Source organism: Enterococcus sp. DIV0840 (genome assembly GCF_050527835.1).
Classification (GTDB): Bacteria; Bacillota; Bacilli; order Lactobacillales; family Enterococcaceae; genus Enterococcus_L; species Enterococcus_L ureasiticus.
Genome location: NZ_CP172876.1, coordinates 310528 through 325643, shown reverse-complemented (window position 1 = coordinate 325643; position 15116 = coordinate 310528). Strand labels below are relative to the sequence as shown.

General features: G+C 37.7%; 16 protein-coding genes. 7 read left to right on the top strand and 9 right to left on the bottom strand.

The features are described from left to right. Positions 1-14: 14 nt before the first annotated feature. The 6 genes from IGL98_RS01570 to IGL98_RS01545 all read right to left on the bottom strand — a co-directional run bounded on the left by IGL98_RS01570 (position 15) and on the right by IGL98_RS01545 (position 5843). Entirely contained in the window at positions 15-1193 is a 1179-nt protein-coding gene (locus tag IGL98_RS01570; protein WP_206911893.1) for an SIS domain-containing protein, read from the bottom strand. Between the two features lie 18 nt (positions 1194-1211). Next, on the bottom strand, positions 1212-1616 hold the full coding sequence (locus IGL98_RS01565) for a PTS sugar transporter subunit IIA (RefSeq protein WP_206911894.1): 405 nt from the start codon (positions 1614-1616) through the stop codon (positions 1212-1214). A gap of 16 nt (positions 1617-1632) precedes the next feature. Then, the gene (locus IGL98_RS01560) at positions 1633-2442 is read right to left on the bottom strand and encodes a PTS system mannose/fructose/sorbose family transporter subunit IID (RefSeq protein WP_069646850.1); all 810 of its coding nucleotides are present in this window, start codon (positions 2440-2442) and stop codon (positions 1633-1635) included. Beyond that, positions 2429-3316, bottom strand: a complete 888-nt coding sequence (locus IGL98_RS01555; RefSeq protein ID WP_206846983.1) for a PTS mannose/fructose/sorbose/N-acetylgalactosamine transporter subunit IIC — start codon at positions 3314-3316, stop codon at positions 2429-2431. The genes IGL98_RS01560 and IGL98_RS01555 overlap by 14 nt, the downstream gene beginning before the upstream one ends. A gap of 260 nt (positions 3317-3576) precedes the next feature. Beyond that, entirely contained in the window at positions 3577-4053 is a 477-nt protein-coding gene (locus IGL98_RS01550; RefSeq protein WP_206911895.1) for a PTS system mannose/fructose/N-acetylgalactosamine-transporter subunit IIB, read from the bottom strand. Between the two features lie 8 nt (positions 4054-4061). Further along, positions 4062-5843 (bottom strand): glycoside hydrolase family 35 protein, encoded by a 1782-nt coding sequence (locus IGL98_RS01545; protein WP_206911896.1) that lies wholly within the window; start codon positions 5841-5843, stop codon positions 4062-4064. Positions 5844-6006: 163 nt separating this feature from the next. Between IGL98_RS01545 and IGL98_RS01540 the strand changes: the two genes are divergently transcribed. The 4 genes from IGL98_RS01540 (at position 6007) to IGL98_RS01525 (ending at position 9105) form a co-directional block, all read left to right on the top strand. Further along, positions 6007-6714, top strand: a complete 708-nt coding sequence (locus IGL98_RS01540; RefSeq protein ID WP_206846986.1) for a GntR family transcriptional regulator — start codon at positions 6007-6009, stop codon at positions 6712-6714. A gap of 135 nt (positions 6715-6849) precedes the next feature. Beyond that, positions 6850-7788, top strand: coding sequence for a 1-phosphofructokinase family hexose kinase (locus tag IGL98_RS01535; protein WP_206911897.1), 939 nt, complete (start codon positions 6850-6852; stop codon positions 7786-7788). 81 nt (positions 7789-7869) lie between these two features. After that, on the top strand, positions 7870-8160 hold the full coding sequence (locus IGL98_RS01530) for a hypothetical protein (protein WP_206846989.1): 291 nt from the start codon (positions 7870-7872) through the stop codon (positions 8158-8160). An 18-nt stretch (positions 8161-8178) separates the two neighbouring features. Next, a complete protein-coding gene (locus tag IGL98_RS01525; protein ID WP_206846990.1) occupies positions 8179-9105 on the top strand; it encodes a LacI family DNA-binding transcriptional regulator in 927 nt (308 codons plus the stop codon). Between the two features lie 90 nt (positions 9106-9195). Here the strand turns inward: IGL98_RS01525 and IGL98_RS01520 are convergent, their stop codons facing one another. The 3 genes from IGL98_RS01520 to IGL98_RS01510 form a co-directional block, all read right to left on the bottom strand. Next, positions 9196-9594, bottom strand: a complete 399-nt coding sequence (locus IGL98_RS01520) for a DUF1801 domain-containing protein (protein ID WP_206843733.1) — start codon at positions 9592-9594, stop codon at positions 9196-9198. 15 nt (positions 9595-9609) lie between these two features. Next, complete coding sequence (locus IGL98_RS01515; protein ID WP_206912058.1) at positions 9610-10134, bottom strand: GyrI-like domain-containing protein; 525 nt, start codon at positions 10132-10134, stop codon at positions 9610-9612. 86 nt (positions 10135-10220) lie between these two features. After that, positions 10221-10946: a YebC/PmpR family DNA-binding transcriptional regulator gene (locus IGL98_RS01510; RefSeq protein WP_069646859.1), complete on the bottom strand. Its 726-nt coding sequence runs from the start codon at positions 10944-10946 to the stop codon at positions 10221-10223. A 498-nt stretch (positions 10947-11444) separates the two neighbouring features. On the opposite strand from IGL98_RS01510, the gene IGL98_RS01505 reads away from it, so the two are divergent. The 3 genes from IGL98_RS01505 (at position 11445) to IGL98_RS01495 (ending at position 15104) form a co-directional block, all read left to right on the top strand. Further along, positions 11445-12215, top strand: coding sequence for an SIS domain-containing protein (locus IGL98_RS01505; protein WP_206912059.1), 771 nt, complete (start codon positions 11445-11447; stop codon positions 12213-12215). 129 nt (positions 12216-12344) lie between these two features. Further along, positions 12345-13898 (top strand): maltose/glucose-specific PTS transporter subunit IIBC, encoded by a 1554-nt coding sequence (gene malX / locus IGL98_RS01500; protein WP_206843727.1) that lies wholly within the window; start codon positions 12345-12347, stop codon positions 13896-13898. A gap of 12 nt (positions 13899-13910) precedes the next feature. Then, the gene (locus IGL98_RS01495; protein ID WP_206912060.1) at positions 13911-15104 is read left to right on the top strand and encodes a MalY/PatB family protein; all 1194 of its coding nucleotides are present in this window, start codon (positions 13911-13913) and stop codon (positions 15102-15104) included. The last annotated feature ends 12 nt before the right edge of the window (positions 15105-15116 follow it).

The following is a 15116-nucleotide window of genomic DNA, read 5'->3' as shown; positions in this document are numbered from 1 at the left end:
TCGATTTTTTTATTTTAGTCTTGATACTCGTAGATTTTTACTCCTTTTACTACGCGATTAACGGTCCCTGTAGCAGAAGGTGTATCTGGTGTATTGTCGACATTTAACGAGCTATGGATCGCGATCGTTTGCGCAAATAAGACGTATGGCAAGACCAAGTAGGCTTCAGGTAATTTCGTGCCTTTTGAATAGGTAAAACGGTGACCAGAGAAGTTCTCATTACTATCCACGTCAAGTGTTACGATCCTTGTCGCAATGTTATCGGCTTTGATTTCTTCTGCGATATCCAAATCATATTTTCTCGTATACGGGTCATTTGTGACAAAGACAAAAACAAGTGTTTTTTCGTTAATGAATGATTTTGGACCATGTCTAAACCCAACAGATGAATCAAAAATCGTTGCGATTTTCCCTGCAGTCAGCTCAAGAACTTTTAATTGTGCTTCTCTTGTTAAACCAGCTAAACTACCTGAACCAAGATAGGCTATTCGGTCAACTGAGCCTTCTAATAATGCTTCGATTTCAGGCTCTCTTGTGATAACGTCTTCTCCCATTTGGATCGCGTTTTGAACAAACAAAGTTTTTTCTTCCATGCTGCTCGTATCAAAAATCAAGAGAGCACTAAGTAACATACAAGTGAAGCTACCTGTCATCGCAAATCCTAAATCATTGGATTTTTCAGGCATCAGTAATAGTAAATTACTTGCATCGCCTGCCGCTTCTTGAGCAAGCTGACCGTCTTTTGCACATGTAATCGTGAGTTGATATAGATTTTTAACTAGCTGTTTGGCCAATTTCACGGTTGCAACTGATTCTGGTGAGTTACCGCTACGAGCAAAAGATACTAAAATCGTTGGTACCTCTTTTTGTAAGTAATCATAGGGATTAGAAACAATATTCGTGGTTGCTACACTTTCGAAAATAAAATCTGCTTGATTTCCTTTATGATTTAAATAAGGTGTAATTGAATCACCTACATAAGCAGATGTGCCTGCTCCTGTAAAAACCACCCTGATTTTTTTGCCTTTTTCGGCTTCTATAATCGCAGCAATAAATTGTTCTATTTTTTGACGTTGATCCTTATAATTATCAAACGCTTCTTGCCATAATGTCGGTTGTTGTTTTATTTCTTGTGTCGTAATCAAAGCACCAAGTTTTTCAAGTGCTTCTGGGGTTTCTTTAAATAATTCCATTTTATTTCATACTCCTATCTATTCATCTTCTTCATCAAATGCATCTGCCGCTAATAATTCGTTGACTTTGACCGTATTTTCCTTTGCCTCAGCCACAAAATCACTTTGACTTCCTAACAAGTTTGCATTAACAAAACTGATGACCATCGGTAGATTCATCCCTGCATATAAGTCAAATGAAGCACCGTTCATTATTTTTTTCGATAATATATTGCACGGCGTTCCACCTAATAAATCTGAAAAAACGATAAAATCATCCAATGATTGTGTGCTTGCTTCAAATTTTGCTAAAAACTCTTTTTCGCCTTCTTCTGCTAGTAAAGGAATGGTATAAATATTTTTTTGTTCGCCCATGATCATCTCCGCACTGGCTTTTAATTCTGTACAAAAGTTCCCATGACTGACTAATACTAAATTATTCAAACTTAGCGCCTCCAACCTATTTTGAAATAACACCTAAAGCAGATAACGCAACTGAAATGATCAGTACGATAAAGATTGCTCTAGTCGATGTGATATTTTTCTTGCCGAGTAACCAATACACACCCCCAACGATCGCAGCTGGTAACAAGCGCGGCATGATCATATCCACATTGTTTTGAACATTGATCGTTAAATCCCCAATCGAAGGAGCCCAAGCAAAATGTACATTGATCATCGTTGCGACCAAAGCCCCGACCATAAAAACACCCATCAAGGTTGCTGCATTTGTCATCGCTGTCAGCCTACTTTGCATTGTTGTGACTAAAGAAATTCCTTCTTTATAAGCAAACGCCAATTGTTTCCAACGAAATACCATAATTGCAATTTGTGCCGCCATCCAAATAAATGCACCGATTGGATTACCATTGACTGCCATGTTTGCTGCTAGCGCTCCAAAGATAGTTGGGACTAACGCCCCAAAAATCGAATCCCCAATCGCAGCAAATGGTCCCATCAACCCAACTTTGATACCCGCAACAGACTCTTTTGCAGAGTATCCTTCTTTTTCTTCAATGGCTAAATCGATCCCTGTAATGATCGTATTCAAAAAGTTACTTGTATTAAAAAATTGTGCATGGGTACGCATCATTTCTTTCAACTCAGGTGTATCGTCACCGTACATTTTTCTTAATTGGGGTAAAATCGTATATAAATAGCCTGAACCTTGCATTCTTTCGTAGTTCCAGCCTAATTGGAAAGTGAATAAACTTCTTTTATTGATTTGATTAAAGTCTTTTTTTGTTAATTTATAGTTAGATTTCGTCATCTTCGATCTCTCCTTCATTTGTTTCTTGTGAATGACCTTTTATCGCAACAGGCTGTGCGATTGATTTTTTGTATTCATTTAACGCTAACGCAAAACCGATCAACGCAATCGCAAGCATCGGTAAATTAGTAAACATTGGCGCAAAATCTTTTGCTACACCTGCAACTGCTCCACCTAATAATTGGATATTGCCAAATACGGTGGTTAAAAGAGCTGTAAGTACAAATCCTAAAATCAAATAAGATAAATGCTTTTTGACTGGTAAGTATCTTAATAAAATTGCAAAACCGACAGCAGGTAAAACAGCCCCAGCAACTGATAAACCATCACCTAGCCATTTTAGATCCGTGTTCAAATACCCTACAACATTATCGACAAAACCACCGCCGAAGCTCAGAGCAAAAAATACTGGCAAGGCTCTTGAAAGCGCCCAAGGTAAAGCCCCTAATAAGAAATTACGTTCAATACCTTTATAATTCATCGCTTCAATATTGCTGTCTATTCTATGAGCAAAAAATGTATTCGTAAAACGACCAAGAATATCCATTTGAATCATCAAACTAGCTACTGGTACCGCAATCGCAGCAATCGCTTGTTCTGGATTCATACCTAACCCGATTGAAAAAGCCGTTGCCAAAACGGTCCCTGAATTTGCATCAATTCTGGAAGCGCCACCAAATGTTCCTACACCTAAAATCGTCAACTGCATACTTCCACCAATAATCAGACCCGCCGTTACATCCCCCATAATAAAACCTGCCACCAAACCTGCAAAAACAGGTTGGCTAAATGCTGAATAAATTTGTAGCTCGTCTAAAATTTGATACCCTGCATAAAGCGTTAATAATAAAATTTGCCACCATTGAATTGCCATTGATATTCCTCCTAATTTAAAAGTGTAGTGGGCTCGTTTAGCTCTGACAGAAAAATAGGAAAAATTGATTGAGACGCTTTTTGTCTCACTCCATTTTTATCTTTTTTCCGAAGAGCTAGCCCGCGAAACTAGATAACATCTAAAATGTGTAGTGGGCTCGTTTAACTCTGACAGAAAAACAGGAAAAATTGAATGAGGTGTTTTCTGCCTCATTCTATTCTTACCTTCCTTCAAGAAATGCTCCCCATAAAACTCAAACGCTATTTCAATAAACTCATAAAATCTTCTGATTTATCACTCGGAACCATCTGAGAAACTAGTTTTACACCTGCTGCATCTAATTTTTTAAAGTCTTCAATATCATTTTCCAACACGTTAATCGACTTAGTAATTGCTTTAGAATGCTCACTTTGCGACATATTGCCTACATTTATTTCTTTGATTGGAACGCCTAATTCCACTAATTTTAATAACCGATCTGGTTTTCTAGCAATGATCAATAATCTTTGCGAATCATATTTTCCAGCCAAAATATTGGTAGCCGCTTTTGCTATTGGTAAAACACTTAGTTTCACACCAGCTGGCGTTGCTAATTTCAGTCCACTCTTTTCAATCGCATTTTCTGATACCTCATCATCAACCACCATGATGCGGCTAATATCCAGTTTTGTTGTCCAAAGATTAGCTACCTGTCCATGGATCAGTCTCCCGTCGATTCTTACTGCAATAATACTCATCTTCTTCACTATCCTTCCTGTATTTCTTTGTATTTTGGCTGCTTATCAAAATTAAGTTCAGATCCCCACTCTCCTTCTGTTTCAAAGATAACGATTTCATTTACTCCTTTTCCTAAAACAGATGCAGGAACATACAAAGAAAGTGTCGGTCCTATGTTCCAAAATCTACCTAAGTTGAACCCATTGATGATCACCACTCCTTTACCAAATTCGTGTAAATCAATAAATGTATCAGCCGGCGTTTCAACAACTAATTCATAGCGGTAAAATGCTGGCGTTCCTTCGATCCACGGCTGCTTGTAATCGATATGATCAAGCGTTGAAAAATCAATACTATATTGATCCCATTCACAAATAAAGTGCAAGTCGGACATGACGCCACTACGAATACCTTTTCGTTGTGTATCAGCCAATAATTTATGCCCGTAATTCACACGTCCCATGTTTTCAACTAAAATATCAAGCTGATTTTGCTCTTCATTCGGTTTGCAAAAAATCTTTTCCCCGATTTCATCTCGATATTGGGTAGCGATTTTAGTTTGATTCAAGAAGAAATGAACCCGATCACTTGCATCGATCACACGATAAAATTCTTCTCCCGATCGTTTAGGCTCCTTTGTTCGATACAGTATATACCCATAATTCTGTTTTAGTTTTTCCATACTTTCAGGATATTTGCTATGTTGATGCTGTGAGATCGATGCTGCAATGGAAAACAGACTAACTTTTTCTTTTAACAGAGCTTTAGCAGGCTCTAGTGATGTTTTCGTAAGTGGTTCTGATTGTTTTATATCTGGAAACAGCTCATGGATTTTTCGTTGGACTGAGAAAAATTTTTCAGTTGGATTCCCTTGTTCATCTAAAAGTGCATCATAATCATACGACGTTACCTGAGGTAAATCCTTCCGTCCTCTTGCAGAACAACCATTCATAAATCCAAAATTAGTGCCGCCATGAAACATATATAAGTTGATGCTGCCTAATTTTAAAACTTCTCCAACAGCTTCCGCTAATTCTTCTGGATCTCTTCTAATGATTTCTTCTCCCCATCGATTGAACCAACCATCCCAAAATTCCATACACATTAGCGGCCAGTTTTTCCCATGACGTTGATGAAGACCTCTTAGCTCAGTGAAATTCTCTTGGGCTTTTGAGCCAAAATTACCAGTACTTAAGATATCTTTTTCCAAGAGCATTCCAGCTGTCTGTGCTTCTTCCCATGCACCATCTGAGGTAAATAACGGAACCGTTACTTTATTTTTTATCATTAAATCGTAAAGCGCCAACAAATATTCTTTATCCTCACCATACGATCCATACTCATTTTCAAGTTGCATCATAATAACAGGACCGCCGTGCTCGATTTGCAGTGGCGTGATTTGTTGAAACAGTTCTTCATAATAACTGGCTACTTTTTCAATAAACGTTGAGTCAGATGACCGTATCCGCATCTGTCGCTCATTCAACAACCAGGCTGGTAAACCGCCAAACTCCCATTCTGCACATATATAGGGTGACGGACGCAAAATAACAAACAAACCTAAGCTTTCTGCTAAACGTACAAATTTTTGGATATCTAATTGATTCTCAAAGTCAAATGTTCCTTCTTGCGGTTCATGCAAATTCCACGGAATATACGTTTCTACCGTATTAAACCCTAACGCTTTCAAATTATATAGCGAGTGATACCACTCTTGTGGTCTAATTCTAAAATAATGTATAGCCCCTGACATGATCTTAAACGGTTTCCCATCCAGTAAAAAATCCTCTTTCACTTCAAATGTATGCATTCCGACCTCTCCTTTAAAACGCTTTCAGTTAATATATTAACATATTAACTTCTTTCCGTAGGATTTGTCAATAAATATCTTTTTTATTTTCTATCATGAAAAATCATGGCTATTTCTCATCATTTAACTTATTATATTAAGTAAGAGAAAAAGGAGGTGCACTATGAAAATTCCAAAGTACCAACAAATCAAAAATGATTTATTAAACAAAATAAAATCTGGCGAATTTGAACATGGTGATCGTTTTTATAGTGAGAACGAGTTGATCAAGCTATATAATGCTAGCTCGATCACTGTGATCAGAGCGATTCAAGAATTAGCGTCAGAAGGCTATCTGGTCCGTTATCAGGGCAAAGGAACTTACGTTTCACGTTCTAGAAAAAGAAAACTGGTTGAATTTACAGATATCGAAATTTTTGCAGGTAAAACAGAAACTGTTGAAGTTATCAGTATTGTAGAAGAGTCTGATCCAAAAATACTTAAAGAGCTAAACTTGCAACCTGACCAAACATACCGACGAATCACGCGGGTTCGTAAAGTCGATGACGTCGCTTTTATTTTGCATTTTACCTATATGCCGAATCAGTTTATCAATCCTGAGGTGCAAGAATTAAGTTATTATGACTCGATCTATGAACGCTTTAAAACGGAATTCGGGATTCACATGTACGATGAGCACGCAACTGAAACAAACGAAATTTTATTTCCCACACCCAAAAAAGTAGCAAACCTTTTAGCTATTTCAGAAACTGAACCTGTCGTTTTCCAGAAAAAAAAGACGACCTTGCAAGATGGAACCGTAGCAGAATATGTTGAAAGCTATAAAAAATGGGACTACTATAAAATCGAATTTTCGACATACAAAATGTGATGAGCGGCACATGCAAGAAATGCACATAGAATACACCCTTCGTTTCTTTTATGTGTCATTTCCAAGCTCAAATATGAAACCGCTTAACTTTCTCAATAGTTTAATACGTCAATAAGATGTCAGGAGTTGTTTCAAATGATTCATTTGATTTGCCCAAACCCAACAATCGATCGAACGATTTTAGTCGAAAATTTTACCGCTGAACGACCAAATCGTCCTTATGAAGTAAAAGAATTTGCTGGTGGAAAAAGCTTCAACGTTGCTTATGCAATGGACTTTGAAGATGCATCCGTCCCTTATTGTATCCATACAATTTTAGGTGGACAAAATGGAGAATACTTAAAAGAACTTGCCTCAACAAGAGATATTCAACTAGACATAACTGATGTAGAGGTCAATACACGATTTTGCAACATCATTGTAGATACAAAAGCCAGTAAAATTTATCCGATTTATGAAAATAGTTTCGTGTTAGATGCGCTTTTATTAGACAAATTCACCAAGCAATTACTGAATGCCATCAATCCCCAGGATACTGTTGTTTTTTCAGGTTCTTTGATGAAAGGAATGCCTGATAATTATATTGCTCAGATCCAAGAACAATTAAAAGGGCAAAACATTCGCTTTTTCGTTGATACCAGTGGATCAGCTTTAATTGAAGCCTATAAAAGAAGTCCTGAAGTGATCAAAATCAATGATGAAGAATTAGGTGAGTTAGTTCCTGATCACACTTTTAATGAGTTAGAGGATTACGCTCAGTTTCTAAAATCCGAAACAGCCGCACCTATTTCCTATTTCATTGTCACACTTGGTGCAAAAGGTGTTATCGCAAAATTAAATCAACAGGTCTATCACCTTTTCGTTCCACCTGTACAAGCGAAAAACCCAATTGCCTGTGGTGATTTTTTTCTGGGCGGATTGGTCAAATACCTAACACTAGAACACTTAGAAGATATCGACGTCTTAAAAAAAGCAGTCAGCTATTCAACTGCCAATGTGCTTAACGGGTTCCCTGAAATGAAACAAGTCGATATCGATCGGATCGAACAAGAAATCATCATCAAACAGTTATAACAAAATAAATTAGACAATTCCTCTTGACCTGATACGCGTTTCATACGTTATAGTTGAAAAAAAGACAGGAGGAATCGATTTATGATGAATGGCATGCTTGAATTAACGGATTGTTTAGGTCTCGATTATTACTTCGTTTCTTTATCAACTGAACATGGAGTACTTGTGATACGTAGTTTGAATAACTATTGCAAACCGATCGATAAAGCAGTAGAATTGGCTGAAATAGAAGGTCTAACGTTTGGAGAAGAAGGCGAGCTTGATTTCATTTGCTTTGATTATGAGGGCGAACACTATCACTTTATTGATTACGGAAATCACCTGATGCCTTTTTTAAACCAAATTTTGCGTCCCGTAAGCGTTAGTTACTAGGTTTGAAAGGAGTTCCTTATGGCAAATATTCGTGATATTGCCAAGTTATCTGGTTGTTCAGTCGCTACCGTTTCTCGTGTTTTGAATAATCATCCTTATGTATCTGAGGAAAAACGAGCAAAGATCTTGAACATCATGCATGAGCTTGATTATATACCAAACGCTAAAGCACGTGATTTAAGTAGTGGAAAATCAAAACATATTGCGGTCATGATCCCTTATGCCAACCATCCTTATTCAGATAAAATCGTCAGCGGTATCTTGAATGCCGCTTTTGAGGATGGCTATAAAGTAACCCTGCTTCCAACTAATTATGATCCTAAAATCGAAAAACACTATTTGGATGAATTAGCCGCAAAAGCGTGGGACGGCATGATCATTACCTCAAAAAAAGTTTCTTTTGAAACCATTGCACGTTATTTAAAATATGCGCCCATCGTTTGTTGTGAGGATACGGGTGATTTCCCCATTTCCTGTGTTTCGATCAAGCGTGAAACATCCTATGTCGATCTTTTTACTAGTTTGAAAAAACAAGGGCATCATAAAATCGGTTTAACAGTCGGACGTACTGAAAAAGAAAGTGCTAGTACTGGACTGGTTTTGCAAGCATATAGCAATATTATCGGCAATTCGGATGAGTCAGTGATCGTTAGAAACTGCCGTACATACGAAGATGGCATCCAGGCTGGGAAGCATTTTGCAAAGTTAAAGGAACTTGAAGTGATCGTCACCAATGGAGATGATGTGGCTGCTGGTATTTTGCAACATGTTTCTCTAGACCAAGTGACTGTGATCGGCGAGGAAAATTTACTTTCTAGCAGACTACTCAATTTTTCTACAATCGATCATCATATCGATCAGTGTGGGGAAGCAGCTTTTCATCTTTTGTGGGAAGAAAAAAGTAGAACAGTGTCAATTCCTTATACATTTATTAAACGAGGGTAGGAGATGAAACACTTACTCTATGATTTGCCAACTAAAAAGGGACTATAAAATACAGCGTGTCATCTGCTGTATTTTATAGTCCCTTTTAGTTTATCTCTTATGGTAAGTCAATGCTTGTTCAATACAAAAAGTCAGTTCATTGACTGGCAGTTCTTTTTCAGGATCAATTACAATTGCTCGATTCTTAGAAAAATCGAGCACATCACTAAACAACGCTCTAAATTCCTCTACTAATGTTGTTTGACAGTGAAAGAAAATCACGATTTTTTCAGCACCAAAACGATCGATGCGGATTGGACTACCTGACTTGCTTACTTTCGTTGCATAAGAAGGTTGATTCCATTTTAAACTTTCTTCCAACTCACCAACAACCGTTAAACGCGCTGCCGTATTAAAAATCAGTTCACGAAGTGCCAGTAAAGGTTTTCGATACTCTTCAGGATAATGTTCAAAGACAGTTGCTACACCTACATCTGTGTTTCCTTTCATTTTATACCTCTTTTACTATTTTATAGGAATCCATAATTCACACTGATAATCTGCCGCTTCCATGTCTCCAAGCGGATAAAATTCAATTCTTGGAATCTCAGTATTCTCCAAAACCGGCTCATCTGTCCATGGTGCTTGCATATTTTGTTTTAGTTGCATCAAATTGTTACGCTCAAAAAGTTGGTTTTCAGCGATTGCTTTAACTCCTGCTGAAATTGCGCCAATACACTCAAATACTGCCCAAGCTGATGCTGGAAAATACCGATCATTTAAATCGTTTTTAGCAAATCCCTCGTGATTTACACTCGTTCCAATCGTATAGTTAAATTGTTCTTGTTGGCTCTCGTTACTATCTGAAACACCTAATAACCCCTGAACAATGCCATCTGAAACAGACACCAACTGATTGATTTTCGCTTCAGTCAAATTTGACCAGAAGTGTGATATTTCATAAAAATTTTCATTACTTTTGATCTTAACCATTTCTTTTGTGTACCCTCTAACAGTAAATGCGGCTTTTTGCTCAACTCTATAATTCATAGTATCATCCCCTTTTATATGATGACTATAAATTAACATGGAAATGCTGACAACTTCATGTCATCATTTCAACTATTTCTAAAGAATCACATATCAGCTGAGGTAAAAACTTCAGATACATCATCGTCTTCTTCTAGTTTATCAATCAACATTTGCAGTTGTTCTTGTTGATCCTCTTCCAATTCTACTAAAGTTTGCGGCACCATCGTCAATTCAGCTTGCGCCAACGTATAGCCATCTTTCTCTAAAGTATCTCTGACTGTAGTAAAATCTTCTGGTGCCGTATAAATTTCAAACACGTCTTCTGATGTTTCTAAATCCTCTGCGCCTGCTTCCAGCACATTTTCAAACATCGTATCTTCATCAACAGAAAGACCTGAGCGCTCAATTGCGATATACCCTTTACGATCGAACATATAGCTAACAGAACCTGTTTCGCCTAAAGAACCGCCATTTCTAGTAAATGCAACCCGGACATTCGTTGCTGTGCGGTTACGATTATCTGTCAAAGCATAAACTAAAATCGCAACCCCTGCTGGTCCATAGCCTTCATAAGTGATCTCATCATAATGCTCATTTTCTCCTGCACTACTGGCTTTTTTGATTGCGCGGTCAATATTATCATTGGGCATATTAGCAGCTTTGGCTTTATCCATAACCAGTCTTAACGCTGCATTCGTTGCAGGATCAGCTCCTCCAGCTTTGGCTGCCATATAAATTTCTCTTGATAACTTTTGAAATATCTTCCCACGCTTTGCATCTTGCGCATTTTTTCTACCTTGAATATTTTTCCACTTACTGTGACCTGCCATTGACTTTTCCTCCTAATCTAAAAGCTGAACAGGCTCGTTCAACTTTGACAGAAAAATAGGGAAAATCGATTGAGTCGCTTTTTGACTCACTCCATTTTCATTTTTTTCCGAAAAGTTAGCCTGTGAAGCTAGATAACATAAAAGCTGAAAGAGCTCACTCAGCCTTGACAGGAAAATAGGAAAAAATAACTGAGACGTTCTCTGGCTCATTTATTTTTTATCTTTTTCCCAAAAAGGCTAGCTCTTGAAGCTAGATAACATTAAAAGCTGAAAGAGCTCGCACAGCCTTGACAGGAAAATAGGAAAAAATAACTGAGATGTTCTCTGGCTCATTTATTTTTTATCTTTTTCCCGAAAGGCTAGCTCTTGAAGCTAGATATATTGCTTATTTACCTTCTATTTTACTATGCTTCTAAATAGTTGCAACCTTTACTATCATTCAAGCTGTTTGCTATACTAAACAAAAAGAAAATCTCTCCATTGAAAATAGGAAGAATCGTGAGTGTATTTTTAAAGAAACTGCAAAAGCATCAAGATAAACTCAGCCGTTTAGAGCAGCAAGTCTTAGCCTACATCATTGAAAATCCCGAAGAAATCACGCAAAGCCGCATCGATGAAGTCGCTAAAAAAATTTATGTATCAACTGCAACCATCAGCCGAACAAGTAAGGCTCTTGGTTATACTGGTTTTCAAGAGTTAAAATATACCTTGATCCATCATTTAGAAGAAGAACAACGTCCAATTTACCAACCTTCAGCTAATTTTACTCAACTGGCCGAACGCGTCCAAAATGAAATCAGTCAAACGTTACAATTGGTGAACCAAAAACATCTCGATACGGGCGCTAATTTACTTGCTAATAGTCAACGTGTAGAATTCTTCGGTGTTGGCAGCTCCTATTCCTGCTGTTTTGAAGCAGCACGCAAGTTGACCTTTGCTGGCAGAATTGCCAGTGCTCGTGAAGATTGGGATGAATTGCGGATCGTTGCGAAACACTTAACAGCATCAGACGTTGCTATTTTTGTCAGCTACAGTGGTGAAACCAATCTTCCCTTGGAATATGTCTCAATTTTAAAAGAAAAAAATGTCCCGATCATTGCCATCATCGGTTCTAAAAATAGCCCACTTGAAGAATTAGCAACATTGGTCTTTCATGTAAAAGTCACGAACGGCTATTATGGTGATATTGACATGAGTTCTCGAATTCCGATGCATCTTGTTTTAGAACTTTTGATTCTTCATTACATCGATAATTATGTAGAAAAATGAAACACCGTACATTTTTTGTACGCTCTTCCTATATTTTGAAAGCGCTTGTTTTTATATTCCTCCCCACGTAAACTAAAGCTAGCAATAAAGAAAATAGCTACTTTTCTTATCCAAAGGGGGAATAATACTATGAAAAAGAAGTTTAGTTTTTGGGAGTTTTTCCAAGGTATCGGAAAAACGTTTATGCTGCCTGTAGCCTTACTCGCTTTTATGGGATTGATTTTAGGAATCGGCAGTTCCTTTTCTAGTCCATCCACACTTGAAATACTTCCCTTTTTAGATCAGCCTTGGCTGCAAGTGATTTTTAGGTTTATGTCCACGGTTGGTGGTTTTGCTTTTACGTATTTGCCATTATTATTTGCGATGGCAATTCCTTTAGGTCTGGCTCGTAGTGAAAAAGGCGTTGCTGCTTTTTCTGGGTTTATCGGGTATGTTGTCATGAACTTATCGATTCATTTTTATTTGACTGAAACAGGCAAACTGGCTGATCCGGAGCATTTACGTGAAGCGGGACAAGGAATGGTCTTAGGCATGCAATCGATCGAAATGGGTGTACTCGGCGGTATTATTGTTGGGATCATTGTTTACTTATTGCATAGTAAATTCTATACGATTCAATTACCCGATGCATTTGCCTTTTTTGGCGGCGCACGGTTTATTCCAATCATTACGTCTCTGGTCATGGCACTTGTTGGTGTCTTGGTCCCAATTATTTGGCCGATATTTGCCCTTGGAATTAATAGCGTGGGGTTTGCGATTCAAAAAGCGGGAATTTTTGGTCCATTTTTGTTTGGTGCAGGTGAGCGCTTGTTATTACCTTTTGGTTTACATCATATTTTAGTTTCAATGATTCGTTTTACCGAAGCGGGCGGTACACAAATCGTGGATGGTCACAGCGTATCTGGGGCATTGAATATTTTTTACGCCCAATTACAAAGTGGTTCCCCCATCAGCCCAGCAGCTACGGCCTTTCTATCACAAGGAAAAATGCCGACGTTTATGTTTGGGCTTCCTGCTGCTGCGCTAGCAATGTATCAGACCGCTTTGCCGCAAAATCGTCATAAAATCAAAGGACTGTTGATTTCTGGAGTCATCGCTACTTTCGTTACTGGAATTACGGAACCGCTCGAATTTTTATTCTTGTTTATCGCACCCGTTTTATACGGATTTCACGTGATTATGACAGGTTTAGGGTTTATGATCATGGCACTCCTTCAAGTAGTCATCGGTAATACTGATGGCGGTATTCTGGACTTTTTGATATTCGGGGTCTTACAAGGAACATATACAAAATGGTACTTTGTCTTGATCGTTGGTGCGTTGTGGTTTGTGCTCTATTATGTGGTTTTCAAATTTGCGATTCAAAAATTCAACTTGAAAACACCTGGTCGTGAATTAGTGGCAGAAGATATTTCTGAAAAAGAACGGACATATAAGAAAAAAGGAACGTATAATGGTCCATTGATTCTTGATGCACTAGGTGGAACAACAAATATTGTGTCACTGGATAATTGTGTTACTCGTCTGCGTCTGGTCGTGGATGATATGACTGTTGTAGATGAACAAAAATTGAAAAATCAAGGTGCTATCGGCGTCATTAAATTAGATGCAAACAATCTTCAAGTCATTATCGGGACTCAGGTCGCGTCTGTAAAAAATGAGTTAGAAAGTTTGATGGAATAGGAAGTTAAGTAGATGAGAGAAAAAATAGATTTTGATACAATCGTAGATCGAAAAGGTACTTTTTGTACACAATGGGATTATGTAGCGGATCGTTTTGGCCAAGCTGATTTGTTACCGTTTACTGTCTCTGATACTGATTTTGCTGTTCCTAAAGAGATTTTAGAGACCCTTCAGCAACGAATCAGTCACCCCGTTTTTGGCTATACACGTTGGAATCATCGTGCGTTTAAAGAAAGTATTCAAACCTGGTACCATACGCGCTTTGATTATCAGCTTATTAGTGACTGGATCATCTACAGTCCATCTGTCATTTATTCGATTTCTAAACTGATCGAATTAAAATCAGATATTGGTGAGCAGATCGTTGTTCAGACACCAGCTTATGATGCCTTCTTCAAAATGATCGAAGCGCAAAATAGAACACTGATCGAAACAAAACTTCTATATCAAAATAACCAATATACGATAGATTTCAGCGATTTAAAGACCAAACTAAAACATCCAGACTGCCGAATTTTTTTACTTTGCAGTCCTCATAATCCGACTGGCCGTGTCTGGACAAAAGAAGAGCTCACCCAAATTATTTATCTTTGTGAGAAATATGAGGTTTTTTTGATTTCTGATGAGATCCATATGGATATTTTGCGTAACGGACAGCAACATTCACCTATTTTTAAGTATGCAGAAAACCAAAATAATCTTGCCTTATGTACTTCAGCAAGCAAAACGTTCAACACTCCTGGACTAGTGGCTTCTTATCTAATGATTCCAGATAGTACCTTGAGAGAGCGCTTTTTACTTCTGCTAAAAAATCGCGACGGGCTGTCATCTACAAGTATTTTGGGGATGTTGAGCACGGTCACAGCTTATAATCAATGTGGTTATTGGCTAAATCAGTTGAATGATTATATAGATCAAAATGTTCAATTGACAGAAAACTTCATCCAAGAATATTTACCTGAACTAACGGTTGTTGCTTCTGAAGCTACTTACTTACTCTGGATCGACTGTTCTACATTGCCCTTTTCAATGAAGGAAATTCAAAAATCTCTTGTACAACAAGGTAAAGTCGCTATCATGACAGGTGCAACTTATGGTGAAGCCGGTGAAGCTTTTTTACGTTTAAATATTGGCTGTTCTAAGGAGAAACTACTTGAAGGCTTACAACGCTTAAGAAAAAGCATTGTATTTTTAAAAACGAGCTAAATAAAGAAAGGT

Coding starts and splice junctions, on each gene's coding strand:
- IGL98_RS01570 (WP_206911893.1), bottom strand. CDS start 1,193: ATGGAATTATTTAAAGAAACCCCAGAAGCACTTGAAAAACTTGGTGCT.
- IGL98_RS01560 (WP_069646850.1), bottom strand. CDS start 2,442: ATGACGAAATCTAACTATAAATTAACAAAAAAAGACTTTAATCAAATC.
- IGL98_RS01555 (WP_206846983.1), bottom strand. CDS start 3,316: ATGGCAATTCAATGGTGGCAAATTTTATTATTAACGCTTTATGCAGGG.
- IGL98_RS01550 (WP_206911895.1), bottom strand. CDS start 4,053: ATGAGTATTATTGCAGTAAGAATCGACGGGAGACTGATCCATGGACAG.
- IGL98_RS01545 (WP_206911896.1), bottom strand. CDS start 5,843: ATGCATACATTTGAAGTGAAAGAGGATTTTTTACTGGATGGGAAACCG.
- IGL98_RS01540 (WP_206846986.1), top strand. CDS start 6,007: ATGAAAATTCCAAAGTACCAACAAATCAAAAATGATTTATTAAACAAA.
- IGL98_RS01535 (WP_206911897.1), top strand. CDS start 6,850: ATGATTCATTTGATTTGCCCAAACCCAACAATCGATCGAACGATTTTA.
- IGL98_RS01530 (WP_206846989.1), top strand. CDS start 7,870: ATGATGAATGGCATGCTTGAATTAACGGATTGTTTAGGTCTCGATTAT.
- IGL98_RS01525 (WP_206846990.1), top strand. CDS start 8,179: ATGGCAAATATTCGTGATATTGCCAAGTTATCTGGTTGTTCAGTCGCT.
- IGL98_RS01520 (WP_206843733.1), bottom strand. CDS start 9,594: ATGAAAGGAAACACAGATGTAGGTGTAGCAACTGTCTTTGAACATTAT.
- IGL98_RS01515 (WP_206912058.1), bottom strand. CDS start 10,134: ATGAATTATAGAGTTGAGCAAAAAGCCGCATTTACTGTTAGAGGGTAC.
- IGL98_RS01510 (WP_069646859.1), bottom strand. CDS start 10,946: ATGGCAGGTCACAGTAAGTGGAAAAATATTCAAGGTAGAAAAAATGCG.
- malX (WP_206843727.1), top strand. CDS start 12,345: ATGAAAAAGAAGTTTAGTTTTTGGGAGTTTTTCCAAGGTATCGGAAAA.
- IGL98_RS01495 (WP_206912060.1), top strand. CDS start 13,911: ATGAGAGAAAAAATAGATTTTGATACAATCGTAGATCGAAAAGGTACT.